Origin of the sequence: Kineothrix sp. MB12-C1 (assembly GCF_030863805.1) — a bacterium.
GTDB lineage: Bacteria > Bacillota > Clostridia > Lachnospirales > Lachnospiraceae > Kineothrix.
Map to the genome: position 1 here is coordinate 1461603 of NZ_CP132957.1, position 25331 is coordinate 1486933.

The following is a 25331-nucleotide window of genomic DNA, read 5'->3' on the forward strand; positions in this document are numbered from 1 at the left end:
CTACCTGCCTTCCTATCTTCTCTCTTCAATATCTACATATTCTTTTTCCACCATTATACTTTTATAAGCAGGACGGATAATCTTATCCACATTGATAAGCTCCTCCAAGCGATGTGCGCTCCATCCTACAATTCTTGCGATCGCGAATATAGGTGTATACAATTCCAACGGAATATCCAGCATACTATATACAAAACCGCTGTAGAAATCCACATTCGCGCTAACGCCTTTATAAATGTTGCGTTTTTCTCCGATTACCTCCGGTGCAAGACGCTCTATCATGGAATAGAGCTTGAAGTCTTCTCCGCGGTTCTTGTCGCAAGCAAGTCTTTCTACAAAGTTTTTAAAAATAGTCGCTCTCGGATCCGAGATGGAATATACTGCATGCCCCATACCGTAAATCAGACCGCTCTTATCGAATACTTCCTTGTTCAGCATACGTCCAAGGTAATCCTTTACCTCTTCCTCATCGTCCAAGTCCTTAATATTTTTCTTAATATTCGCCATCATTTCCACTACTTTAATATTAGCACCACCGTGCTTAGGTCCCTTCAGGGAAGAAAGTGCTGCAGCGATAACCGAATATGTATCGGAACCCGAAGAGGTTACTACTCTCGTGGTAAAGGTAGAATTATTTCCGCCGCCGTGTTCCATATGAAGAACAAGTGCGATATCCAATACGCGCGCCTCTAACTCTGTATATTTCATATCCGGACGGAGCATTCTCAATAAATTCTCTGCAGTGGACAGATTGGGATCCGGTCTGTGGATATAGAAGCTGTCATCACATTCATAATGGTTATAAGCATGATACCCATAGACAGAAAGCATGGGGAATACACTGATTAAAGTCATACATTGACGAAGGACATTCTCAATGCTCAAATCCGAAACCTGCTTATCATAAGAAGCTAAGGCAAGAACGCTCTTTGTCAGTGAGTTCATAATATCCTTGCTGGAAGCCTTCATAATAACATCTCTCGTAAAATTGGTAGGCAATGTACACATCAGGGCTAAATTCTCGCTGAATTCTGCCAATTCTTCTTTATTGGGCAAACTTCCAAATAAGAGAAGATAAGCAATCTCTTCGAAGCCGCATCTTTCCTTATGCTCAAAGCCTGCCACCAACTCAATAATATCGTAACCGCGATACAAAAGTCTTCCTTCGCAGGGAACTCTTTTCCCATCGATTACATCCTGTGATTTAATATGAGAAATATTGGTAAGACCTGCAAGAACGCCTTCACCATTTTTATCCCTTAATCCCCTCTTTACACCATATTCGTCATAGAGAGGAATATCGATATTATTATTTTCCACACAGATTTGGCTGTATTTCGCAGTATAATTTTCGAGTTTCTCTTTCTTGCCGTTTCTCATAGTTATTCTCCTTTTCTCCGATAAAATATGCCCGATTCCCAACTTTCTTTTTAAAATGTTCCTAATTCCCTATTTATATTGCTCGCAATCTTCTGGGCTACCTTTAGCATAATCTGCTTTTCTTCTTCTGTAATGTCTTGATACATAATATCTGCCAATCGCTGCCTGAGCTTGAGCAATTCTTCGCAGACAGGCTGTGCTTCCTTTGTCAGATGCAAATGAATACATCTCCTATCTTGTTCATCCGCCTGCCCCCTAATGTATCCGCGCTCCGTCAGATGTTCAATTGCCTGTGAAATATGAGCCTTGGAAAAAAACTTATTCTCCGCAATATCCCTTGCCGTATCGTACTTACCATTTCTTAAAAAAATCAAAATTTCAATTTCGATTTTATGCAATCCATACCTCTCTGTAATCAGATTGCTCATTTTCTCGTAAAGCCTTTTAAACTGTTGACCGTTTAATAAGGTTTCAAAATCATTATCCACAACTATTTCCTCGCATCAAGACCGTAATTGAAGGTTCAATCGTTCACATTGGAACAGTTCACTTTTAAACCATTTTCGCATATATAATTTTTACTGTCAATATTTTTTTTATTTTTCTCTTTTTAAGATTTTTATTTTTCTCTTGTTAAGATTGTGCTAAGAAACCTCCCTTTTGCTTTTCACACAGTAATAAATGTTATAATAGACGTGATATTTCAATCACAATCTCAGGAGGTTACAACACAATGAATATTGGAATTTTAATTATCGCTATTGTCGGCGGTGCTGCAGGGCTCCTTTCCACACTTTATCTCACCTTTAGCTTTCCGGCAGTCATCATCTGGAAATTATATCGAAGGATAGTTCATGGGATCCCGGTAACTAAATAAAAACCAATAAGGCCGCAGCAAACTGATCTTGATATCAATTTTCCTGCGGCTTTTTGCTTGTCTCTATTTTCTATATTTTTCTTTTTATTTATATTTTCTCGATACTTTTAAGCGATTCATAGCCCGGGATAACGTAGCCTGGGTATGATAATGTTCGCGGATACTCTGTTGCTGGCGCAGTCGTTCCTGAGCACGTTCCTGAGCCTCCTGAGCTCTTCGAATATCGATTTCTTCCGGTTTCTCCGCTGTCTGAACGAGAAGTCTGGCCCGGTTATTCACCATTTCAAAAAAACCGAGCCCGACAACTGCATTTATTTCATTCCCATCCTCCATGCGAATCTTAATATCACCTTCGACCACAGCAATAACCATATTTTCATGATTGGCAAGGACACCTACCATTCCATCCAAGGTTGGAAGAATGAGAGATTCACAACGACCATTATGAAAAATTCTGTCGGCGGCTATCACCTTTAAGTAAAATGTGTTCATACAACGCCTCTCTTTCCTATCATACCATAGAAGCTGCCTTTTCCTTTACTTCATCAATAGTACCCACGTTGAAGAAGGCGTTCTCCGGATACTCATCCATCTCACCATCCAAAATGGCTTTGAATCCTTTGATCGTGTCCGCAACCGGCACATACTTTCCGGATATACCCGTGAAATTCTCAGCCACATGGAAGGGCTGTGATAAAAACTTCTGTATCTTTCTCGCACGGAATACCGTTATCTTATCTTCTTCGGACAACTCCTCCATGCCGAGGATCGCTATAATATCCTGTAATTCTTTATATTTCTGTAATGTCTCTTGTACCCGTCTTGCTGTCTCGTAATGTTCCTCACCTATTACATCCGCCTCCAGAATACGGGAAGTGGATTCCAAAGGATCTACCGCAGGATAAATACCTTGTTCCACAATCTTTCTGGAAAGTACCGTGGTAGCATCCAAATGAGAGAAGGTCGTCGCAGGCGCCGGGTCCGTCAAATCGTCTGCGGGCACATAAACTGCCTGTACGGAAGTGATGGAGCCGCTTTTCGTAGATGCGATACGTTCCTGTAATTCGCCCATTTCCGTTGCTAACGTAGGCTGATATCCTACCGCCGAAGGCATACGTCCCAGCAGTGCCGATACCTCAGAACCAGCCTGAGTGAACCGGAAGATATTATCGATAAATAAAAGCACATTCTGATGCTTCACATCACGGAAATATTCCGCCATAGTAAGACCTGTTTCAGCAACGCGCATACGCGCTCCGGGAGGCTCATTCATCTGTCCGAATACTAAGGCTGTTTTCTCCAGCACTCCGGATTCCTTCATCTCACTCCATAAATCGTTTCCTTCCCTGGAACGTTCTCCCACACCGGTAAAAATGGAATAACCGCCGTGTTCCGTTGCAATATTACGAATCAGCTCCTGAATCAAAACAGTTTTCCCTACGCCGGCACCGCCGAAAAGGCCAATCTTACCTCCCTTGGCATATGGAGTCAGAAGATCGATCACTTTAATTCCTGTTTCCAGAATCTCCACCGCAGGGCTTTGATCCGCGAAGGTAGGCGGCTCTCTATGAATTACCCACTTCTCTTCCTGATCCAAGTTCTCTTCGCCATCCAAAGTCTCACCGAGCACGTTAAAAAGGCGGCCTAATGTCTTCTCGCCCACCGGCACCCGGATGCCGCTTCCTGTAGCGGTTACTTCCATATCTCTGTAGAGTCCTTCGCTGGAGGCAAGCATAATACAGCGCACCATATTATTTCCGATATGCTGCGCAACTTCCATGACACAACGCTTTTCTCCGTTTTGTACCTCCAAAGCATCCTTGATACCAGGCAGGTCATTGTCTTCAAACTCTACGTCCACAACAGGTCCCATCACCTGAACTATTTTTCCTTGCTTCATATGCTTCGACTCCTAACTCATCTTCTTTTTCTTCTGGGCTTTCGCTCCGCCGATTACCTCCGTAATCTGCTGAGTGATCACCGCCTGCCTCGCTCTATGATATATAATATCCAGTTCCTTCAACATGCTGTTCGCATTATCAACTGCTGCCTCCATCGCCATCATACGTGAATTCTGTTCGCTGCAAAACGATTCTACCAGCGCCCCATAGATAAAGCCTACCAGGTAATCGGATGCCATGTGATTTACCACGGTATAAATATCCGGCAAAAAGGCTAGCTCTTCCATGTGTACATCCGCAGATAAGGCCTGGCTGAACCTGGATTTCTTCAACGGAAGTAACTTCATCATTTCCGCCTCTGCCTGCATGGCCGTTTCCATTTTGGTATAAATGACATAGATTTCATCGAGTTCGCCTCTATTATATCTTTCCATCACTATTTCTGAAATGTCTCTCGCCCTGCTCAGCGTGGGATTCTGAACGACATATCGGAACTCCTCTTCTATCTCAATCTTCTTACGCCTGAAATACTGACGGCCCATTTCCCCCAATACGAACAATACCGGATCGTGGCAGACCGCCATCTGTTCCTCTACCAACTTGATCACATTATGGTTATAGGCTCCTACAAGTCCTTTATCCGCGGTGATAATAATATATCCAACTTTCTTATCTTCCGGATTTCTCTCTTCTTCACTTTCAAAATAACGACTTTCCATATCGGGCACATGCCGCAATATCTGACTCATGGTATTTTGCAGCGTGTAGAAATATGGCTCCGTAGCTTCCAGACTCTTTCTCGCCTTTTTAAGCTTGGAAGAAGAAATCATATACATAGCATTGGTAATCTTCCTTGTATCTTGTATGCTCTTCATCCTCGTTTGGATTTCTTTTATACTCGCCATACGCTATCACCTGCTCTTATATTCCCTTGCCGCCGCAATAATCTGTTCCGCTAATTCATCCGTCAAGGCTTTCTTCTCTTCGATCTCAGCACCTAAATGTGGATGGTTCCTACCCAGAAATCCCAGAATTTCGCTTTGGAAGCTCTTCACTTTCTTCACATCCACATCGTCAAAAATATGATTCTCAGCAAGGCAAAGGGTCATTACTTTCTCGTGAAGGGAAAGAGGCTGTGCCAAGGGCTGCTTCAAAAGTTCCATTAGCACCTTTCCGTGCTGTAACTGCTGTTTCGTCGTCTCATCCAAGTCCGAACTGAACTGTGTGAACACTTCCATTTCTCTATATTGCGCCAAATTGATACGGATGCTTCCCGAAGCTTTCTTCATCGCCTTCGTCTGGGCAGCACCGCCTACACGGGATACAGACAAGCCTACGTTAACTGCAGGCCTCATACCTGCGAAGAACAAATCACTTTCCAGAAAGATCTGACCATCGGTAATAGAAATTACATTCGTCGGAATATAGGCTGATACATCTCCCGCCTGTGTTTCAACGATCGGAAGCGATGTTATGGAGCCTCCACCCATCTTATCGCTCAGTCTGCAGGAACGCTCCAGTAACCTGGAGTGAAGATAGAATACATCGCCCGGATACGCTTCACGTCCCGGGGAACGTTCTAACAAAAGGGATAATGCACGATAAGCGACCGCGTGCTTGGATAAATCATCATAAACCATCAATACATCTTTACCCTGACGCATAAAATGCTCACCGAGTGCCGTTCCCGCATAAGGTGCAATATATTGTAATGAAGAAGGATCACTGGCTGTCGAAACTACGACAATCGAATACCCAAGTGCTCCATGATGTTCCAAGGTAGATACTAATTTCGCTACGCTGGAAGCCTTCTGTCCAATCGCAACATAAATACAGATAACACCTTTGCCCTTCTGATTCAAAATCGCATCCAGGGCAATGGAGGTCTTACCTGTCTGTCTGTCTCCGATAATCAACTCTCTTTGTCCGCGCCCAATGGGAAACATAGAGTCTATCGAAAGGATTCCTGTCTCCAAAGGCGTATCCACGGATTTACGTTCCACAATACCCGGAGCCTCCTCCTCGATCGGCCTATAATCTTCAAAGAGAATCTCTCCCTTATCATCGATGGGCTCGCCCAAGGCATTGACAACCCTTCCGATATATTCATCACCTACAGGGATGCCTGCCTTTTTTTTCGTTCTCGTTACCTTAGTACCTTCTTTTACTTCCGTATCTCTTCCAAAAAGGATACATCCGATTTCATTTTTCCGAATGTCCTGTACCATTCCTTTGACACCGGTATCGAACACTACGATTTCCCCGTACATCGCATGGTCAATGCCATATACCGTAGCAATTCCATCGCCTACCCAGATAACAGTTCCCACTTCTTGTTCTACGGAATCCCAATTGTAATTTTCTACTTCTGCTTTTAAAATGGAAATAATATCTGCCGCACTGATTGCACTCACAGCACTCACCTCCTAAGTTAATTTCTTCTCTAATTGGCGCAGACGGCCTTCATAACTATGATCATATTCCATACCGCCTGCTTTTAAAAGATAACCGCCTAAAAGGTTCTCATCTTGTTTTTCTTCTAATAATACTTCTTCACAAGAAAACCTTCCTTTTAAAAACTGTATCATCTGCTCTTTCTCAGCTTCCCTTAAGGGCTTCACCACATACACCTGCGCACGCATAATTCCATGCTGTTTCGCGTAATACTCACGATAGGCCTCAAAAGCTTCTGTAAGCTGCTCAACTTTCCCATATCTGCATATAAGCTTGATAAATACAGCCAGTTTTCCTTCGAAGACCTTATCGATTACCGCATATTTATGCTTCCTTGCAATGATGGGACTCTTTAAAAATTCTATAAGCCTCGGTTCCTTGTTCAACAATTCCGCCGATGCTTCTATCTCTTTGTTCGGTATGGAAAGTTCATATAGAACTCGTCCATAATTATTAGCTGTTTGCGTCATTTGCCTCACCTGACTTCAATATTTTTCTGGCAGCCAAAAGAGCGAGTTCTGCAATCTGGCTCTCAGCTTCACGTCTGGCCTTCTCTTGCTGAAGTTCAATGTTCGCCTGTGTTCTTTCCATAATTCTCGCACACTGTTCTCTGGCATCTTCCAGAACCTGATTTCTCTCGCCGATTACCTGCTGTCTTGCCTGCAGTATAATCTCTCCGGCTTCCTGATCCGCCCGATTCATTTTCATCTCATACTGCTGCTTCAGCTCAAGAGCTTTCTTTTGTTCCATCCCGGCATCCTCTAATTGTCCCTGAATGAGCTGTTTGCGCTTCTCTATAATGCCCATTACCGGCTTTACTAAGAATTTCTTCATCAGTCCGTATAATACGAGTACATTGATAATAGTAAATACAATATTCCAAAAATTTATATTCAGCATACTGCCTTCCGCCTTTCTTTTGTTCCGGAAATGCTCCAGACCATATTACCTTATTTCAAAAGCAAGATAATTAACAAAGCGATAACAAAGCCGTAAATAGCTGTTGCTTCTGCAAGCGCTGCACCAATTAACAAGGTCGTTCTGATCTTACCATCAGCTTCCGGCTGTCTTGCAATGGCATCCGTAGCCTTTCCTGTTGCCAAACCGATCCCGATACCCGCTCCGATACCTGTAAATACTGCGATTGCCGCTCCTATTGCAATTAATAATGTTGAATCCATAATAAATACTCCTTTTCTCTTTTATCATTTTTTCTTTTTGTTTTATTTATTCTAAAGCCTCTCCCATGAAAAGAGCGGTCAGAAATACAAATACATAAGCCTGAATCAACCCGTCAAAAATATCGAAATACAAACTGAAAGCAACAGGAACTACCGCCGGAATGATGTTCTTAATCAGCTCCATAACTACGAATGCCCCTAATACATTACCGAAAAGCCGCATACAAAGAGACAGCGGACGGATAAATATTTCCATAAGATTGATGGGAAGTATAATTGCAACCGGCTGAGCAAATGCCTTCATCCATCCTTTTATCCCCTTTTGCCTGAATCCTGCCACCTCTATCAGTATGATACTGAGCAGCGCCAGAGCAATTGTTACATTCAAATCCTTCGTCGGAGGTTTAAAGCCGAATAATCCGATCAGATTCGCCATGCCGATGTATAGGCCCACTGTAATCAAATAGGGAATATATCGCCTGCCATGATGACCTGTACAGCCTTCAAAAAAATCAAACATTCCTTCCAAAGCCGTTTCAAGCAAAAGCTGTATTCTCCCCGGATTCTCTACTTTTAAGTTTCTTACGAATACAATTGCCAGCAATGTGAGCGCAGCCATAATGATCCAAGTGACTGCCACTGACTCCAAAACCGGGATTCCCCCTAATATGGGAACCGTAAATACAGCCTCGCAATTCAGCTCCTCTAATAAGGACTCTATGAAAGCATCCATGCCTCACACTTCCTTTCTTTTTCCTATCGATAACAAATTTGTTGTCATTCTATTCCTCCGATTTCTCTTTGTCAATTACTCTATATGATTCTCATTCATCTCTTAACATCTTCTTAACTTTGTTAAACTTCATTAAACTTTTCTTTGATATTCATTCCCATTTTCGTCGGTTTTTACCTTTATTTTCTGGGAAAAATCTTTATTTTCATATCCTGTTTTAATAAAAAACCATAAAAGAGATAAAATAACACATTTTTTTTCTATTTTGCTAACAAAAAATATTCGGAAAAGATTCCCAATTGAACGAAAAGAGACCGGATTCCTTTTATCTGGTAAAAGAAAACCGGTCCCCCGAACGTCCAACAGGACGTACATTATTATATTTCTTCGAATAGATTATGCATATGCAGCCTGTTGAATTTCTCTAATCAGATCCCCTTTATGGGTCTCTGCAAAATATGTCCTTCCCATAATAATTTTATCCGCACCGCTGGCAATGCATCTCCTTGCCCTCTGGGCATTTAATCCGCCGTCTACCGCAATACTTATATCACGCTCGCCGATTAACTGCTTTATCCGCTCTATCCTCTCATATGTTTCTTCTACAAAACAGGAATTCTCTTCCCCCGGAGCCGTACTCATAACGAGAATCTCCATAGCATGATCTAAAAAGGGAAGCAATCTCTCCACTTTCGTATGAGGGGAAATCGCTATGCCGGTTCTCTTACCACATTCTCTTATGTAAGAAATGCCGTACAGCAAGACATCTTCCGGCGCTGAATCTAGATGCAAGGTGATTGTGTCAACTTTCTCATCCATAAAGCGGTCAATCATCTCCTCGGTTGGATAAACCATAAAATGTATATCTCTATTAAGGCAGACATAGTCACCTACCGCTTTCGCCCACATATTGTTAAATCCAAACAGAGGGACAAAGTGGCCATCCATCACATCGATATGAATAGAATCCGCTTTATGTTCTTTTACTGTCTTTAACTCGCTTCCTATTTTAAGTATATCCGCGGCAAATACAGATATTGATACGTGCGTTTTCATTTATCCTCCCCCTCTTCCTCCAGAAGTCTGTTTCCTACTTCTCCTCCGGGATGGATGAGCAAAAACTGTTTCTTCGAATATCCCCTTACTCTTGTTATCGCGATAGCAATGGAATCAAAGGCGGCAATTACTGCCATCGTGCTTGCCGTAGCGAGCATATTGAAATCATCAGGTTCTTTTTCTATTTTTATTTTTAACAGATAATCCGCTCTTTTGGCAAGATAAGAATCCTCCTTTTCGGTAACTGCTATAAGGATGGCTCCCTTCGTCTCACACGCTTTGATCATTTGGTTAATCTCAGGTGTAGAACCACCTTTTGACAGAAGAATCACTGCATCACCTTTTTGTACGACGCCTAGTCCTCCATGTACCGCATCCGCCGGAGATAAAAATAAAGCAGGACATTCCACACAACTGAGGGTATGGGCTATCTTCTTAGCTGCTGCCCCGGATGTGCCGCATCCCGATGTAATTATTTTCCCTTTACATCCTATAATTGTCTTTACAATATCATTTATCTGTTCCTCATTCATATTCTCAGCAAGGCGGCGGATAGTATCTGCTTCACATCGTAATGTATCCCGGATGGATTCCATTATTTTTGCACTCATTCCTTATCCCTGCTTTCCTTGTCCGTAATATGCATTAGGTCCAAACTTTCTATTATAATGTTTATCCATAATCTCTTGCTGTACCCGGCCACACTCCCCGTTTGTCGCAGTGTAATTACAATAAGCCATCTTCGCCACATATTCCAGTACCTGACTATGAAGAACTGCATATTCCGGTGTCTTACCCCATACAAAGGGAGCATGGCTATGTACGAGAACTGCCTGCATCGCATTGCAGTCCAGATTCTTGAATGACTCAAGAATCACTTTACCGGTGTTCTTTTCATAATCTTCCGCTATCTCTTCCGGTGTCATAAGGCGCGTACACGGTATATCCCCATAGAAGTAATCGCAGTGTGTCGTTCCGTAGCAAGGGATATTTCGGCCCATTTGTGCCCACATGGTAGCATACTGTGAATGGGTATGTACAATTCCTCTGATACCTTTATCCTTGAAGCTTTTGTATAATTCTATATGTGTATCCGTATCCGTAGAAGGAGCACAATCTCCTTCTACAATATTTCCATTCAAATCCACAACGACCATATGCTTTACTGTCATATCGGAATAAGCAACACCACTCGCTTTGATTACCATAAGCTCTGTTTCGGGATCAAATCCGGAAACATTTCCCCATGTGGAAATCACAAGTTTTTTTGTCACTAAGTCCAGATTAGCAGCCAATACTTCCTCTTTTAATCTCTCTATACTCATCTGTTTCCTCCTTATGTCTGTCAGTCAACTCTCCTAATTTTCTGTAACTGCGCAGTGAATGCGCAGACCTATCGAACAGTTGCAATTTTCTTTTCCTTAATGCCTTCCGTTATTTTCTTCAGGCGTTTCATCACATTGTTTTCCCCTCTGCCGAAATAATCATGAAGTATTTCATATTCCGCATAGAGCGCATCATATACTTGTTCATGCTCCGCATTAGGTGTATATTTTTTGTCTTGTACATTGCTCAGCCTGTCAACGGCTTCTTCCAAGGTATCAAAGCCGCCTGCCTTGCTCCCGGCCGCCAGAGCTGCCCAGATTGTACTGGATAATGCCGCATTCTGCGAAGAACCTGCTATCTTAATATCTTTCCCTGTAACATCCGCATAAATCTGCATCGCGAAAGGATTCTTTTTAGCAATTCCTCCGGCAATTACGATTTCATTTACCGGAACTCCATTTCGCTCAAAAGTCTCTACAATTTTTCTCGTGCCAAAGGCCGTCGCCTCGATCAATGCCCGATAGATATCTTCCGCTTTCGTCTGCAAGGTACAGCCAATCAGCAGGCCTGACAGCTTCCCGTCCACTAGTACCGAACGATTACCGTTCCACCAATCCAGTGCCAGCACTCCGCTCTCTCCCGGCTCCTTCGCCTGCGCAAGCTCACTCAAATATTCATGAATGTTCTGGCCGTTTTCTTGTGCCTTCCTAAAATACTCCGCAGGTGTACAATTTTCCGTTGCCCATTGGAAATGATCTCCGACACAGCTTTGCCCCGCTTCATATCCTATATATCCCGGTATGATTCCATCTTCTACCACTCCGCACATTCCCGGCACTTCACATTCTCTTTCTCCCAAAAGTATGTGACAACTGGAGGTTCCCATCATAATGAGCATCGTGCCCACTGTTGTGATTCCGGCGCCTACCGTCGCTCCTCCCGCATCCAAATGCGCCACCGCTACCGCCGTTCCCTGCAATAGTCCCGTGAGCTCTGCGGCTTCCGCCGTTATCTCCCCCGCTTTTGTTCCTATGGGAACGACCGGGCCTTTCATCTTATCTTCAATTACATTCTCAAGCCTTTCATCCAAAGCCTTGAAGAATTCCTTGGAAGGGTAGCCTTCTTTCTTATGCCAGATCGCCTTATACCCTGCGGAACAGTTATTGCGCATAAGATTTCCCGTAAGAAGCTTGACAATCCAATCAGCCGCCTCCAAGAAGCAATAAGTATCCTCATATACTTCCGGGCTTTCATTCAACACCTGCCATATCTTCGGAAACATCCACTCGCTGGAAATCTTATCTCCGTACCGGTGAATGAAGCGCTCTCCCCTTTCATGGGCAATTCTGTTAAGTTCGTCCGCCTCCGGCTGTGCTGCATGATGCTTCCATAGCTTGACATACGCGTTCGGCTCCGACTTATACTTTTCCAGCATACACAAAGGAGTCCCGTCTTCAAGAATAGGAAGTATCGTACAGGAGGTAAAGTCTATCCCAATTCCTACGATCTGAGAATTATCAATTCCTATCTGCTTCATGCAGTCCCGTATGGTATAACGCAGCACTTCTTTGTAATCCTCGGGGTGCTGCAGACACCAGTCAATTTGTAAAGGGGTTCCATCCGGCAGAGTTTCATCCATAACCGCATGAGGATATTCATATACGGAAGTCGCTTCCTCTCTGCCCGTTCTTAAATTTACCAAAATACAACGTCCCGAAAGGGATCCGAAATCTATTCCTGCCGTATAAAGTTCCATATAAACACCTGCTCTCCTAATTTCCACATTCATCTAATTATTTAGCTATGATTATTACATAAGCTCCATAATAAAATTTAACATTTTAATTGATTTAGTCATATTCTGTTCTAGCTCATCGGGATCAAGCATACCTGCACTAATTTCTTCTGGAGTTAAACGATTGGGAAGAGGTTCAAAAGATACTGCTCCCTCAAAATCGATATCTCGCAAAGCCATAAAAATTTCTTTCCAATTCATACATCCCATACCAGGTACTTCTCTATTATTATCTCCTAGATGTTGATGCATAATAAATTCTTTTCCAGCACTACGGATTGCGTTAGCTATGCCATCTTTTTCTTCTAAATTCATATGGAAAGTATCCGTAACTAGCCCTACATTCCCTGTCCCAATTTCTTCTGCCATTTGTTTTCCGTCATTTGCCGAATATACCAAATTTACCTCATATTTATTTACACACTCCAACATAACTTTTATATTATTTTCTTTTGCGTATTCTGCGACTTCTCTAATAGATTCAACGGAATGGTTCCAATCCGTCTGCCTATCCACATAATACGTAAGCCTATTTACCATACTGGGAACCAATAATATTCTATCAGTCTCCATATACAAAGCCATATCAACAAGTTTCTTTCCATATTCTATTGCATTTCTTCTCATCATTTCATCAGAATGACTAAACGATCTTTCTTCCATAGAAAAGGTTCCGCAAACAGAAATAGCTTTGAGTCCTGTTTCTTTTAAGACTTTTTTCATATGTACCAGATCAATCGTATCCGGTTCTCCATCTAACTCCAAACCATCCAATCCAATCCTCTTTGCTCTTTTTGCCAACTCCTCAAATGAAATAGGTCCAAACACCCAACTATTTACAGAAAAATTAATTTTCTTCATAACTTATATTCCTTTCAATACTTTATATTTTTATGAATATTTTCTTTATATTCTTAAACTCCGGCATATGTACAATTGCCTGAATTACAATTACCAGTAACAATACAAATCCTACAATAACATCCTGCCAGACAGGATTAATAAACTTTTGTAGATTAAAAATATTGGAAAAAGAACCCATAATTAATGTTCCAAACAGAGTACCTACTATTTTACCAACACCGCCGGTCAACGAGGCACCACCAATTACTACCGCTGCTATAGCATACATCTCATAGCCAGTCCCTGCCAAAGGTGCTGCTGATCCTACTCTTGAAGCAAATAATATTCCACCTATTGCAGTTAAAGTACTACAGAAAATATGTGCTATATATTTAGTTCTCTTAACACTTACTCCCATCATCTTAGCAGCCTCTTCGTTACCTCCAACAATATACATGTTTCTTCCTATTACTCTACGTTTTAATATATAATCGGAAATAAGCAAAAAAATAATGAATATAACAAAAGGTACTGCCAAATATTCCAAAACACTTCCTCTCCCCAAGCTTTTTAATATTCCTTCTAATTTAGGTCCTTTTACTGTGGACTCACCGGTCCACAGCAATACAACGCCTTTTACCAACAACATTGTAGCCATTGTCCCAATAAAGGGGGGAATGGTTAATTCATTAATTAAAAATCCATTAACAGTGCCTACTATAATCCCAGCCAACACAGGCAGCAAAATGGCTAAAAATATACCTTTATCTGCATTAACAATAAAAAGATAGCCAGATAGCGCAAATAATGAACCTACACTGATATCAATTGATCCGCATAATACCACAAAAGTCATCCCAATGGATATAAATCCAATGAAGCTGGCACTTCTCAATAAATTACTTAAATTATCAGGAGAAATGAAAGTTCTAGATACCATAGCGCCTATCACAAATACAAGAATCAATCCCAGCAAAGAAACGTTCCCCTTTGCATAATCTATAATTTTTTTCATTTTTATCTATGCTCCTTTCACTCCTATTATCTCTTGTTCTTTCCCAAACCATGAAAAAACAGAGCAAAAACTATAATACATGCCTTAATAATTAATGACACTGAATAAGAAATATTATTCATATTGCACATCATAGTTACTAGTTGAAGAATCAGTGCTCCAAAGACGCTTCCTATTATATTGGGATACCCGCCTGTGATTGGAGTTCCTCCAACTAATACAGCAGCAATAGCATCTAACTCCATATCTGATCCAATAGTAGAAGGATCCGCACTAGAAACCATAACCATATCCAACTGGCCACTGCACCATGCCAGCAATGCTGAAATAACATAGCAAGATGCCACTGTTTTTACCGTATTAATTCCTACATTTTTGGCAGCTACCGGATTATTTCCATAACTTTCTACTTTTAATCCAAACTTCATTTTATTAACAAGTAAATAAATAATTATTGTAGCAATAATAATGATAAAAAATTGAACTGGGAAGATTCCCCCAATTCTCTGGATAAAAAATTGTGTCAAATCTTGATTATCATATGAAATCGTTCCCCGTCCACTAATACCTTTTGCCATCCCTCGCATAATATATCTTAATGCTAAGGTAACAACCATAGGAAGAATCGCAAACTTCGACACAAGAATACCTGCCATCCAACCCATTATCAGAACAACAAGCAGTGATACAAATAAACCGGCAGTCATGCCTTTAGCAAGAAAAATTGCTGATATTGTAGCACCCAAACTCATAGCCGATCCTACTGAGATATCTATACCACTTGTAGCAATTACAAGCGTCAATCCAAGAGACACTAATATTACCTTTGATGACTGAACAATTAAATTAATGAATGTAACTTTACTTACAAAGTTTTCAGTAAAAAAGCAATTGAAAATAACAAGTAATATAAATGCTATTACCGCAACATATCTCTGAAAAAGAGCAAAATTCTTTACTTTTACAATTTTCATGATTTTCCTCCTTCTTCATCTGATGCAATAAATTTCATAATATTCATCTCAGAAATTTCCACGGTATCCAACTCTCCACATATCTTACCTTCCCTAAGAACAATAACCCTGTCACAGTTTCTAACCAATTCTTGAATCTCTGAAGAAATATATATAATACTAATGCCTTCGTCGGACAACTCTCTTATAATTTTTTCAATTTCTGCTTTGGCACCTATATCAATCCCTCTTGTAGGTTCATCCAAAATAATTAACTTAGGTCTAGTAGATATCCAGCGTGCCAGCAATACTTTTTGCTGATTGCCACCCGAAAGGTTTTTAATGAGTTGTTCTCTTGAGGCTGTCTTAATTTGAAGTTTCTTGATATATTTATCTACTAATTCTAATCTCTTGGTATTATTTATAAAAAGTCCACTTACAAGCTCATCAAGAGAACAAATTACCATATTATTTTTCACTGATACAAACGGGAAGATTCCTTCCTCACGCCTGTTTTCAGTACAAAACGCCAGCTTATTTTTCACTGCATCCTCAGGTGTCTTAATAATTGTCTTTTTTCCATCTATAAAAATCTCACCGCTATCCATCTGGTCACATCCAAAGATTAATCGCACAAGTTCTGTTCTTCCAGATCCAAGTAGTCCAGCCAAGCCCAAAACCTCACCTTTTTTAACCTTGAAGCTAATATCATTTACGTATGGAGTTCTTACAATATTTTTAACATCTAATACAACTTCTTCCTTTGACAAATCTTTGGCTTTTCTTTTATTATCCAAATCCAGTTGATTCTTACCTATCATTTTCTTGACAAGATCCAACTCTGAAATATCATCTATATCATATGTTCCTTCATATTGCCCATCTTTTAATATTGTTAACCTATCACACTTCTCATATATTTCGCTCAATCTATGTGATACAAAAATAATTGTTATTCCTTTACTTTTTAACTTATCCATAATTTCAAATAGAATATTTACTTCATTTGTATCCAAAGAAGACGTCGGTTCATCCATTACAATCAGCCTGGCTTCTAAGCTGATCGCTCTTATTATAGAAATAATCTGCTGCTTCGCAGTGCCATACTCATTTAATTTTTTCTTTACATCAATATGAATTCCCAAATCATCTATCATTTTCTGGGCGTTTTTATTCATTGTATTCCAGTCTATACCGGTTGCATTTTGGGGATAACGTCCAAGAAATATATTTTCACTCACCGTCAAGTATGGGATCATATTTAATTCCTGATAGATAGTGCTTATTCCAGCATGTTGAGCATCTAATGAGCCATGAAAATCACATTCTTTATCTTCAAATATAATATGACCTTCGTCCTTTTGATAGATACCCGTAAGTATCTTTATAAAAGTTGATTTTCCTGCCCCATTTTCTCCCATTAATGCATGAACTTCTCCTCGCCTTATCGTAAAAGAAATATCATTCAAAGCAGGAATTCCATTAAACTTTTTTATAACATGCTTTACCTTCAAAATTTCATTATCCATACATTTAGCCTCTTAATTTTATTATGAGGAAATAGAGCCTTTCAGTTCTATTTCCTCTACTTTAATATTTATCGAAATATTTTAGAATCCTAATTCATAGAATTCATCCACACTTGTCTTATCTACTACTGCATCATTTACCGCAATAGAAGTAGGTACTTCTTCTCCCGCAATATATTTCTCTATTGTATCAAATACAGTGTCTGCATATTTAGGAGTACATGTTACAGAAACAGATATTGTATCGTTTCTTACCGCATCAAGTGCCTCTTTCATACCGTCGATTCCTACAATATAAATATCTTTATTAATTTCATATCCTGCTGCCTGAACTGCTAAAGATGCTCCGAGTGCCATTTCATCATTATGGCAGTAAATAACATCTACCTTATCTCCCTGTGACTGAAGGATGTTCTGTGCAACCTCTTGTGCTTCAGAACGCGACCAGTTTGCCGACTGCTGTGCTATAAACTCCATATTTCCAAATTCATCAGCTATATTGTGAAATCCTTGAGATCTGTCCCTTACATCCGTACCACCGATAACACCTTGAATTTCCACTACATTTATTACATCTTTTTCATCTTTAAGCTGTGTCTCTATCCACAGCCCTGCATTATATCCCTGCCATACGAAATCAGACATAATAGCAGTTGCATAATCAACTCCTGCTTCTGCATTAGCGCCTCTAGCTTTGATAATGACCGGAATTCCTTTATCACTACACGCGTCTAAGGCTGGCTGAATAGCATCTGCATCTATCGGTACAATAACCATTACATTACAACCCTGCGCAATTAAGGATTCTACGTCTGAAATCTGCTGCTCGGTATCGCCTTCTGCATTTGTAATTGAAATTTTATATCCACGCTCATCAGCAATCTGCTGCATATGGTCACTTTCTACAGTTCTCCATGTACTTGCCAAGTCTGCCTGCGAAAATCCAACATATATTTCCTCATTTGATGCCGGCCATGTCCATGTTGTATCTTCTGCTGATACAGTTTCTTCCACCGGTTCCGCTGCAACCTCTTCTGAAACCTGAGCCTCCGTTTCCGCTGGCTGTCCCGCTCCACACGCCACTAAAGAAATTGCCATTGTCATTGCAACAATTGATGTAATTAACTTTTTCATTTCCTTCTCCTTTTCATACTCTCTTAGGGGTTAAATTGACCTAATATACTTCCAACACTGTCGTAATTAAAAATATGTTGCACTTGTTTCATTTGTCTTCATTTTGTTGAAGTCAATTGCTTTTTGCTGTTTTTTGATATACTTGCTGAAGTCTTTGCCCGACTTTGTCAAGACACCCAAATACAAAGCATCCATAATCGCCTGATCAGCAACTCTTCTCGTGACCCTGTCCCTGCCTACCGTCAAATCGCTGACTGCTGTAAAAAGAGGGATATCCGTCACCTTCAGCAGAGGGGATTTATTCATTTTTGTAATGCATATTGTTGTTGCCCCCAGACTTTTTGCGATGGACATTGCATCCACAATTGTTCTGGAGCGTCCTTCATAGGAAACTGCAAAAGCAATATCTCCTATTCCAAGGCTTCCTGCTGCCATCATCTGCAGCATGACATCACTATGTGCCGAACCCGGAATCCCTAATCTGGCAAATTTCATATAGGCAAGCTGGCATGCCGCTGCAGCATCTCCGGCTCCAAAGAAATGGATGGACTTTGCTTTCACGAAAGCTTCCAGAGCCAATTGATAATTATCGGAAGCAAGCGATAACGTATCCGTAAGTGTTTGAATATTACTTTGAAACACCTTCTTCAATATTTCTTTCATACTGTCATCTTTGCTAACTTCTTCTGCAAAAATCTCATCTCCATCGGCTATGGCTGTAGTAATGGCCTGCTTCAATTCCGTATATCCGTTATATCCCATCCTTCTGCAGAAACGGATAATCGAAGCATCACTGCTCCCCGTTTCTCTCGCAAGATCTGCCAAAGTAAACCTTAGAACTGCTTCCGGATTTTCAATAAGCGCCTGAGCTACCAGTTTTTCGGCACGTGGTAATGAAGGAAGTAAAAATCTGATGCGCACCAATATTTCATTCATACTTTTTCTCCAAACCTTGTTTGTCTTATTGAAGTATTAACTTCGATATCATCTTATCATTTTGAAGTATTGGAGTAAATACAAGCAATTTTTTTTGGAACTATGACATATAATCGTCGCTAATTTTATTGTTATTTATATACTTTTTGTATATTTTATATAAAATACGAAAAATATCACTTCATTTTTCTTTTTTCACTCCATCTTATTACTTCATCTTATCATATGCATTATGGAGTATATATCCATATATGGCATAATATTCTCAAGGCAAAGAGCCCATAATCAGATCCGTACATCTCTGAACCCTCGTATTTATGCCACTTCTGCCCGTACTTCAATATACAGCAATCTGCACGGAGTGCTTTTATTCTATAGGATCAATACTTTTATACTTTAATGTAACAAGGTCTTTCCTATAGAATAAAAAAAGAGGACCCTTACGGCGATCCCCTCTTTCTACTGCTATGTAATTACATAGACATTGATATATTTTTACTTATTCCAAATTCGCGTGATTTCTATACATCTCCTCACCGGATATGCCGCATTCTTCCATAATCCGTATTACCAACGCATCCAAAAGAACAAGCAGACTTTGTTCGAACAAAGCTCCCATAGGCTGTATAGACTTCTTTTTGTCGATTATATCTGTTTTATTCGGGGCAGGCAATATACATAATATATCCGCCGCATCCGATAGTGTACTTTTATCACTTGCCGTCAAGACAACAATTCTCATGCTGATTTTCTTTGCCTTGCGGACATAGGACTTCAAACTCTCTGTTTCTCCCGAACCACTGCCGATAATAAGCAAATCTCCTTTACCGGCTCCGGGTGTTTCCGTATCCCCTATCATAAAACTTTTAAATCCGGCGTGCATCAGTCTCATGGAAAAACAACGCATAATATAGCCCGTCCTTCCAACACCCGCCACAAATATTCTGTCTGCTTTCTTTATTTCTTCTATCAATAACTCTTCTTCAAAACAGCAATTTTCCAATGTACTCCGTACTTCTTCCAACATTTCAATACTAAGTTCTCTAATCATGATACCCTTTCTCGAAATATGGTGCGCATTATTTATTATATAACAATATTATCGCCAATTGTAAAGAGGTTAAGGAAAAATTGCAAAAACTTCCTCTCTGTATCCTTGTTTTACAAACACCGGAATTGTGGAAATATCCGCTTTGACTTCTATACTTTGCCCGCCTTCATAAACTTTCCCGGTATGTATATCTTCCCACATTTCTCCATAAGGCAGATACACTTCTCTCTGACGTTGCTCTTCATATAGAATAGGACAAACGAGTACCTTATCGCCAAACATATACTCATCCTCTATAAGCCAAGAATGTTTATCCTCTGGGAAATCGTAGAAAAGCGGTCTCATGACCGGGCTTCCTTTCTCATGAGCAGCCTTCATCAATCCTGTAATATAAGGTCTCATCTGCTCACGAAGTTCCATATATTTCTTACAAATTTCATATACCTCTTCTCCGTAAGTCCACACTTCATTATCCGCACCGCTGGGCGTACGTCCGCCTCCCGTATTGGATAATGGTTTTTGATGAGGCTCCCTGTCACCATGAAGGCGAAATACAGGACAGAAAGCTCCAAATTGGAACCAGCGAACGAGGCATTCCTTGAATTCTTCCGATTCAATATGGCCTCCATGGAATCCTCCAATGTCAGTCGTCCACCAGGGAATACCTGCAATCCCCATATTTAATCCTGCCGCCAGTTGGTTTCTCAAAGAAAGGAAGCTAGAGTCAATATCACCCGACCATACAAGGGCGCCATATTTCTGTGAACCGGCCCAGGCACATCGAACTAAGTTCAATATGTTCTCCTGCCCTTCCTTCTCCATTCCTTCATAAGCCATCTGACTATAGTATTTAGGGTAGCTATTCCCCACTTCTAAATCAGCTCCCAAGAGGTAGCGATACTGATCGAATTCGTAATCCGTAAACTCCGGTTCTGCCTCATCGAGCCAGAAAATCTTAATTCCTTTCTCATAATAGTTCTTCTTCATTTTATCCCAGACATAGTCTCTCGTCTTAGGATTCGTTACATCGATAAAACAGGCTTCTCCTAATTGGGTCATGCGACTTCCTGCTTCATTTCTGGTAAGCATCCCCAGCTCCTTCAGCTCATGATAATTCTCGCTGCCCTTCTCCACCGTAGGCCAGATAGAAACCATTAACTCAATTCCCATTTCCTTTAATTCTTTCACCATTCCTTCCGGGTCCGGCCAATAGTCCAAATCGAACTTCCAATCTCCCTGATAAGGCCAATGAAAATAATCACATACGATTACCGAAATAGGAAGATTTCTTCGCTTATACTCTCTTGCTATTTCCATCAATTCTTCCTGCGTTTGGTATCGAAGCTTACACTGCCAAAATCCGGTTCCATACTCCGGCATCATAGGAACCGTTCCTGTCACCTTAGCATAAGACTCTTCTATTTCTGCGGGAGTATCTCCTATCGTAATCCAATAATCCAATTGTTTCGTCGATTTGGCCTCCCACTGAGTCATATTCCTTCCAAACGTAACAGAACCAATTCCGGGGTTATTCCACAAAAGTCCATACCCTTTATTCGATAACAAGAAAGGGACACTCGCTTGAGAATTCCTCTGCGCCAGTTCCACGATACACCCCTTCAGATTCAAGAATGGCTGTTGATATTGTCCCATTCCATATAGCCGTTCTTCTTCATGAGCTTCAAAGCGAACCTTTAATTTGAAGTGATTCGTTCCTCTATGAGGAATAAAAGTCCTCGGATCCAGTTCCAAAGCACTATTAAATCCCTCATCTTCTTCGCGGAATCTATTCCTGTCATATTCCTCTAAGACCATTTGACCATGTTGATTGTAAAATCTCATTTTCCCGGATGGCAACACCTCACAGCGGGCCTTCCCATTTCTTATCGTCGCTCTCATTCCATCAATTACTATTTCTGCCGCCTTCTCTACTTCCATGGATAACGCAGAGTATTCAAAATCAAGAATCTCCCCCATCATGGTCGCACGAATTCGGAAACTGTCGTTCCCCCATGGCTCTATGCATAAGAGCTCCTCATCAAATCTACGATATAGAGCATTATTTTCTATGTAAAACATGTTTCTTCGTCTCCTTTCTCTTTACCCTTTGACAGAGCCGGCTGTCAATCCTCCTACAATATACTTCTGCCCTAAGATGAAAATAATCATAATCGGAAGGGTCGTTAACAATACATCTGCACAAACTAAATTCCAATTCTGTGAATACCTACCAAAAAAGTTATATACGGCCAATGTCATTGGCCACATCTTCGAATTATTCAGAAAATAAAGCGGTAGGGTGAAGTCATTCCAGATATTCATAGTATTCAAAACGAATAGGGTAGCAATAATTGGCTTTAACAGAGGCATAATCACCCTTAGGAATAAACTGGTACTATTACATCCGTCTATAATTGCCGCTTCATCAATTTCCCTCGGGACGCTGCTAACAAATGATTTGCATAGAAATAATGCCAGGGAAGCGTTAATAGCTATATAAATGAGAATTACTCCTATTCGTGTATTCATCAAATGTATACTCTTCATAATTCGAATTAAGGTAATATTGGATGCGGGTATCGCCAAGCCTAATAAAATAAAGTAATATAAAAAATTCGATAATTTGTTCCGTCTTCTATCGATGACAAATGCTGCCATACATACAATAATGATTAGAATCGTAACACTTCCAAAGGCATTGATAAGGCTGTTCTTAAATGAAAGAATCAATTTACCTTGTTCAATAGCAATGGCAAAGTTCTCAAACATCAGTTTCTTAGGTAAGGTGAGAGATATGATATTCGCTTCTGCATTCGACTTAAAAGAAGTAATAACAACCGCAATACTGGGTACGATAAAAACCAAACTAATCAGTATTCCCAATAAATTTACCATGATGCTTTTTATGATTTTCCTGCTCTTCACGTTTTCTTCCTCCCTATCTAAGATTCCACTTTTCCTTCTTGGAACTTAATAATAAAATAAGACAACGCCATTAAAAATACGAACAAGATACTGGAAAGCGCCGAACCCATTCCATAGTTTCCATCTGAAAAAGATTTAAATACCGCCGTATTAATTACACTTGTGGCATATCCCGGTCCTCCACCGGTCAAAGCATAGACAATATCAAACACTCGGAATCCATAAGTGAGATTTAACACGGTACAGCTTATAAATATAGGTTTTAACAAGGGGAGCATAATATAGTGCACCCTCTGAATTCCGGTAGCTCCATCTACTGCTGCCGCTTCATAATATTCCGGTGGTATGGATTGCATCCCTGAAATGAGAACCACCATAATATATCCCACACCTTTCCAAGTATCTACTGCCATAACGCTGGGAAATGCCAAGCTTAAATCTGTGAGCCAACTCTTTGCCAGAAAATCAAGACCTATACTTCGCAAAAAAACATTCAAGAAGCCCCTAGTCGGCTGAAGCATCGCTCGAAATACTAAACTAACAATTAGAGCAGACATAACCTGAGGTGAGAATATTATCGTTCGATGAATTCCCTTTCCTTTAATATTGCTAGTAAATAAAAGAGCGAATAAGAACCCTATGACCGTCTTTAAAATAGTTGTTACAACAGCAAAAACGAAGGTATTCTTAATGTAACCAAGATACTGCTTTCCCTCCAAAAATATCTGCTTATAATTTTCCATCCCGATGAAATCTACCTCATCAGTAAAGCTATTCCAATTGGTAAAGGAATAGCCTATACTGACAAGCCCAGGAAGGAAACTAAAGGTAAAGAAGATAACTAATACCGGCAAAATATAAGCAATGGGATAAATCTTCTGATCCTTCATTTCCATTTATTCCTTTCTTTTATCTACTTCCAATACTCATCACCCTGTAGCTTAGCCTGTTCTGCCCTTCTTCCATCCATAGTTTGTAATACCTCATCTACAGACATAGCGCCTGTATAAAGGGCCTCTAAGTCTTTGCCTATATCCATCCACTGAGAATCTACATATTTTACTTCATACTGCATAACTGTTCCCGTCTTCGCTTGGTCTAAGTAGTCTTTCCATTCCTTAGGAAGTCTTTCTTCCTTGGCATTAACATCCCAGCAGAAATCTATCTGTCCTGTATTAATCTCATTGAAACTCCAATCTAAAATATCTTGTCTCGTCATAAATTCAAAGAACTTCTTCGCTTCCTGCGCATGATCAGAATTCTTATTGGCAAAGAACGAGGGATTTGCCGGATTCGTCCCTATCACATCGGCATCACCATAAGGCATCATAAATATCCCGATATTGTCTTTCTGCTCCGGATAATCCTCTATCACTTCCAGTCCCCACCCTACATATCCTACATACATAGCCGTTTTGTTGGTTCCCATTTTTTCTTTCGCATTATCTACGCTCTCAGATAAAAAGTCTGCTCCGTAATACCCCAAATCTGCCAACTCTTTCGTCTGTTCTATTATGGTTCTCAACAATGGGATATCCGATAACTTCATTTGATTCTCATTTAACTTCTTATATAGGTCACTATCGGATTCCAGCATATATCCTCCCGCTTCGAATAGCGGTAAAGTCTGATGCCATGCATTCTGTGTAGCTTCAAAGATTGGAATAGCATCTGTCTTTTCAGCAATCTTCGCACATGCCTCTTTTAATTCTTCATATGTGGTAGGAACTGCTTCAATGCCTGCTTGTTCAAATAACTCTTTGTTATAATGGAACACCCATCTCTTGGGAACAGCAAAAGTCATTCCATAGACCTTGTCCTTATAGGATACGGATGGTAACATATTTTCATCCATTCTCCCTACCCACTCTTCATTTGTGAAATCGATACAATTTTCCTCCGGTCTGATTCTATCGTTAATGCTCATCGGGTCTGCATCTATCAAAAATATGTCAGGAGCTTCCCCTGCCTGTAACTTTGTCTTCAACAAATCTCTCCATTGGTCATCAGGATTCACTTGTATATCAATTCCAATTCCTGTCTCCTCTTTAAACTTCTCGCCCATCTCCGTTAAGTTCTCTACATTTGTCCCCGTCTGATTCGTCCCGATTGTCAGGACTACATCTCCTTTACTTTCCCCCGAACTACTGCTTTGCCCCTCTGGCTTAGATGAGCATCCCGCCAATCCGCTCACCAGCATTCCCGTTGCCAGTAATAATGCCATTATACGTTTTTTCATACG

26 protein-coding genes are annotated in these 25331 nt (G+C 40.5%); 1 reads left to right on the plus strand and 25 read right to left on the minus strand.

Features of this window, described 5'->3' with window-relative positions; all coding sequences use genetic code 11:
• Nucleotides 1-12: 12 nt before the first annotated feature.
• Complete coding sequence (locus RBB56_RS06845) at nt 13-1380, minus strand: citrate/2-methylcitrate synthase (protein WP_306721634.1); 1368 nt, start codon at nt 1378-1380, stop codon at nt 13-15.
• 50 nt (nt 1381-1430) lie between these two features.
• A complete protein-coding gene (locus tag RBB56_RS06850) occupies nt 1431-1868 on the minus strand; it encodes a MarR family winged helix-turn-helix transcriptional regulator (protein WP_306721635.1) in 438 nt (145 codons plus the stop codon).
• 245 nt (nt 1869-2113) lie between these two features.
• Between RBB56_RS06850 and RBB56_RS06855 the strand changes: the two genes are divergently transcribed.
• Complete coding sequence (locus tag RBB56_RS06855) at nt 2114-2257, plus strand: hypothetical protein (RefSeq protein ID WP_306721636.1); 144 nt, start codon at nt 2114-2116, stop codon at nt 2255-2257.
• Between the two features lie 84 nt (nt 2258-2341).
• Here the strand turns inward: RBB56_RS06855 and atpC are convergent, their stop codons facing one another.
• The 23 genes from atpC to RBB56_RS06970 form a co-directional block, all read right to left on the minus strand.
• Nucleotides 2342-2749 carry an ATP synthase F1 subunit epsilon gene (gene atpC, locus RBB56_RS06860; protein ID WP_306721637.1) on the minus strand — a complete coding sequence of 136 codons (408 nt, stop codon included), beginning with the start codon at nt 2747-2749 and terminating at the stop codon, nt 2342-2344.
• A 19-nt stretch (nt 2750-2768) separates the two neighbouring features.
• Nucleotides 2769-4157 (minus strand): F0F1 ATP synthase subunit beta, encoded by a 1389-nt coding sequence (gene atpD, locus RBB56_RS06865; protein WP_306721638.1) that lies wholly within the window; start codon nt 4155-4157, stop codon nt 2769-2771.
• A 12-nt stretch (nt 4158-4169) separates the two neighbouring features.
• On the minus strand, nt 4170-5063 hold the full coding sequence (gene atpG, locus RBB56_RS06870) for an ATP synthase F1 subunit gamma (protein WP_306721639.1): 894 nt from the start codon (nt 5061-5063) through the stop codon (nt 4170-4172).
• 6 nt (nt 5064-5069) lie between these two features.
• Nucleotides 5070-6581 carry a F0F1 ATP synthase subunit alpha gene (gene atpA / locus RBB56_RS06875; protein ID WP_306721640.1) on the minus strand — a complete coding sequence of 504 codons (1512 nt, stop codon included), beginning with the start codon at nt 6579-6581 and terminating at the stop codon, nt 5070-5072.
• Between the two features lie 3 nt (nt 6582-6584).
• Nucleotides 6585-7082, minus strand: a complete 498-nt coding sequence (atpH, locus tag RBB56_RS06880; protein WP_306721641.1) for an ATP synthase F1 subunit delta — start codon at nt 7080-7082, stop codon at nt 6585-6587.
• Nucleotides 7066-7512, minus strand: a complete 447-nt coding sequence (atpF, locus tag RBB56_RS06885; protein ID WP_306721642.1) for a F0F1 ATP synthase subunit B — start codon at nt 7510-7512, stop codon at nt 7066-7068. Before atpF ends, atpH begins: the two co-directional genes overlap by 17 nt.
• Before the next feature lie 50 nt (nt 7513-7562).
• Nucleotides 7563-7793, minus strand: a complete 231-nt coding sequence (atpE, locus tag RBB56_RS06890) for an ATP synthase F0 subunit C (protein ID WP_306721643.1) — start codon at nt 7791-7793, stop codon at nt 7563-7565.
• Nucleotides 7794-7839: 46 nt separating this feature from the next.
• Entirely contained in the window at nt 7840-8526 is a 687-nt protein-coding gene (locus RBB56_RS06895) for a F0F1 ATP synthase subunit A (RefSeq protein WP_306721644.1), read from the minus strand.
• Between the two features lie 396 nt (nt 8527-8922).
• Entirely contained in the window at nt 8923-9582 is a 660-nt protein-coding gene (locus tag RBB56_RS06900) for a ribulose-phosphate 3-epimerase (RefSeq protein WP_306721645.1), read from the minus strand.
• Nucleotides 9579-10193, minus strand: coding sequence for a KpsF/GutQ family sugar-phosphate isomerase (locus tag RBB56_RS06905; protein ID WP_306721646.1), 615 nt, complete (start codon nt 10191-10193; stop codon nt 9579-9581). Before RBB56_RS06905 ends, RBB56_RS06900 begins: the two co-directional genes overlap by 4 nt.
• Nucleotides 10194-10196: 3 nt before the next feature.
• On the minus strand, nt 10197-10907 hold the full coding sequence (gene araD, locus RBB56_RS06910; RefSeq protein WP_306721647.1) for an L-ribulose-5-phosphate 4-epimerase AraD: 711 nt from the start codon (nt 10905-10907) through the stop codon (nt 10197-10199).
• 68 nt (nt 10908-10975) lie between these two features.
• The gene (gene araB / locus RBB56_RS06915) at nt 10976-12691 is read right to left on the minus strand and encodes a ribulokinase (protein ID WP_331526699.1); all 1716 of its coding nucleotides are present in this window, start codon (nt 12689-12691) and stop codon (nt 10976-10978) included.
• A 27-nt stretch (nt 12692-12718) separates the two neighbouring features.
• Nucleotides 12719-13564, minus strand: a complete 846-nt coding sequence (locus RBB56_RS06920; RefSeq protein WP_306721648.1) for a sugar phosphate isomerase/epimerase family protein — start codon at nt 13562-13564, stop codon at nt 12719-12721.
• 22 nt (nt 13565-13586) lie between these two features.
• Nucleotides 13587-14561: an ABC transporter permease gene (locus tag RBB56_RS06925; RefSeq protein WP_306721649.1), complete on the minus strand. Its 975-nt coding sequence runs from the start codon at nt 14559-14561 to the stop codon at nt 13587-13589.
• A 26-nt stretch (nt 14562-14587) separates the two neighbouring features.
• Entirely contained in the window at nt 14588-15535 is a 948-nt protein-coding gene (locus tag RBB56_RS06930; protein ID WP_306721650.1) for an ABC transporter permease, read from the minus strand.
• Nucleotides 15532-17043, minus strand: coding sequence for a sugar ABC transporter ATP-binding protein (locus tag RBB56_RS06935; RefSeq protein ID WP_306721651.1), 1512 nt, complete (start codon nt 17041-17043; stop codon nt 15532-15534). The genes RBB56_RS06930 and RBB56_RS06935 overlap by 4 nt, the downstream gene beginning before the upstream one ends.
• A gap of 81 nt (nt 17044-17124) precedes the next feature.
• Nucleotides 17125-18177, minus strand: coding sequence for an ABC transporter substrate-binding protein (locus tag RBB56_RS06940; protein ID WP_306721652.1), 1053 nt, complete (start codon nt 18175-18177; stop codon nt 17125-17127).
• Between the two features lie 66 nt (nt 18178-18243).
• A complete protein-coding gene (locus RBB56_RS06945) occupies nt 18244-19113 on the minus strand; it encodes a MurR/RpiR family transcriptional regulator (protein WP_306721653.1) in 870 nt (289 codons plus the stop codon).
• Nucleotides 19114-19612: 499 nt separating this feature from the next.
• The gene (hxlB, locus tag RBB56_RS06950; protein ID WP_306721654.1) at nt 19613-20164 is read right to left on the minus strand and encodes a 6-phospho-3-hexuloisomerase; all 552 of its coding nucleotides are present in this window, start codon (nt 20162-20164) and stop codon (nt 19613-19615) included.
• A gap of 69 nt (nt 20165-20233) precedes the next feature.
• Nucleotides 20234-22243 (minus strand): glycoside hydrolase family 31 protein, encoded by a 2010-nt coding sequence (locus RBB56_RS06955; RefSeq protein WP_306721655.1) that lies wholly within the window; start codon nt 22241-22243, stop codon nt 20234-20236.
• Nucleotides 22244-22264: 21 nt separating this feature from the next.
• A complete protein-coding gene (locus RBB56_RS06960; RefSeq protein WP_306721656.1) occupies nt 22265-23089 on the minus strand; it encodes a carbohydrate ABC transporter permease in 825 nt (274 codons plus the stop codon).
• A 17-nt stretch (nt 23090-23106) separates the two neighbouring features.
• Nucleotides 23107-23985, minus strand: coding sequence for a carbohydrate ABC transporter permease (locus tag RBB56_RS06965; RefSeq protein WP_306721657.1), 879 nt, complete (start codon nt 23983-23985; stop codon nt 23107-23109).
• A 17-nt stretch (nt 23986-24002) separates the two neighbouring features.
• Nucleotides 24003-25328 (minus strand): ABC transporter substrate-binding protein, encoded by a 1326-nt coding sequence (locus RBB56_RS06970; RefSeq protein ID WP_306721658.1) that lies wholly within the window; start codon nt 25326-25328, stop codon nt 24003-24005.
• Between the last annotated feature and the right edge of the window lie 3 nt (nt 25329-25331).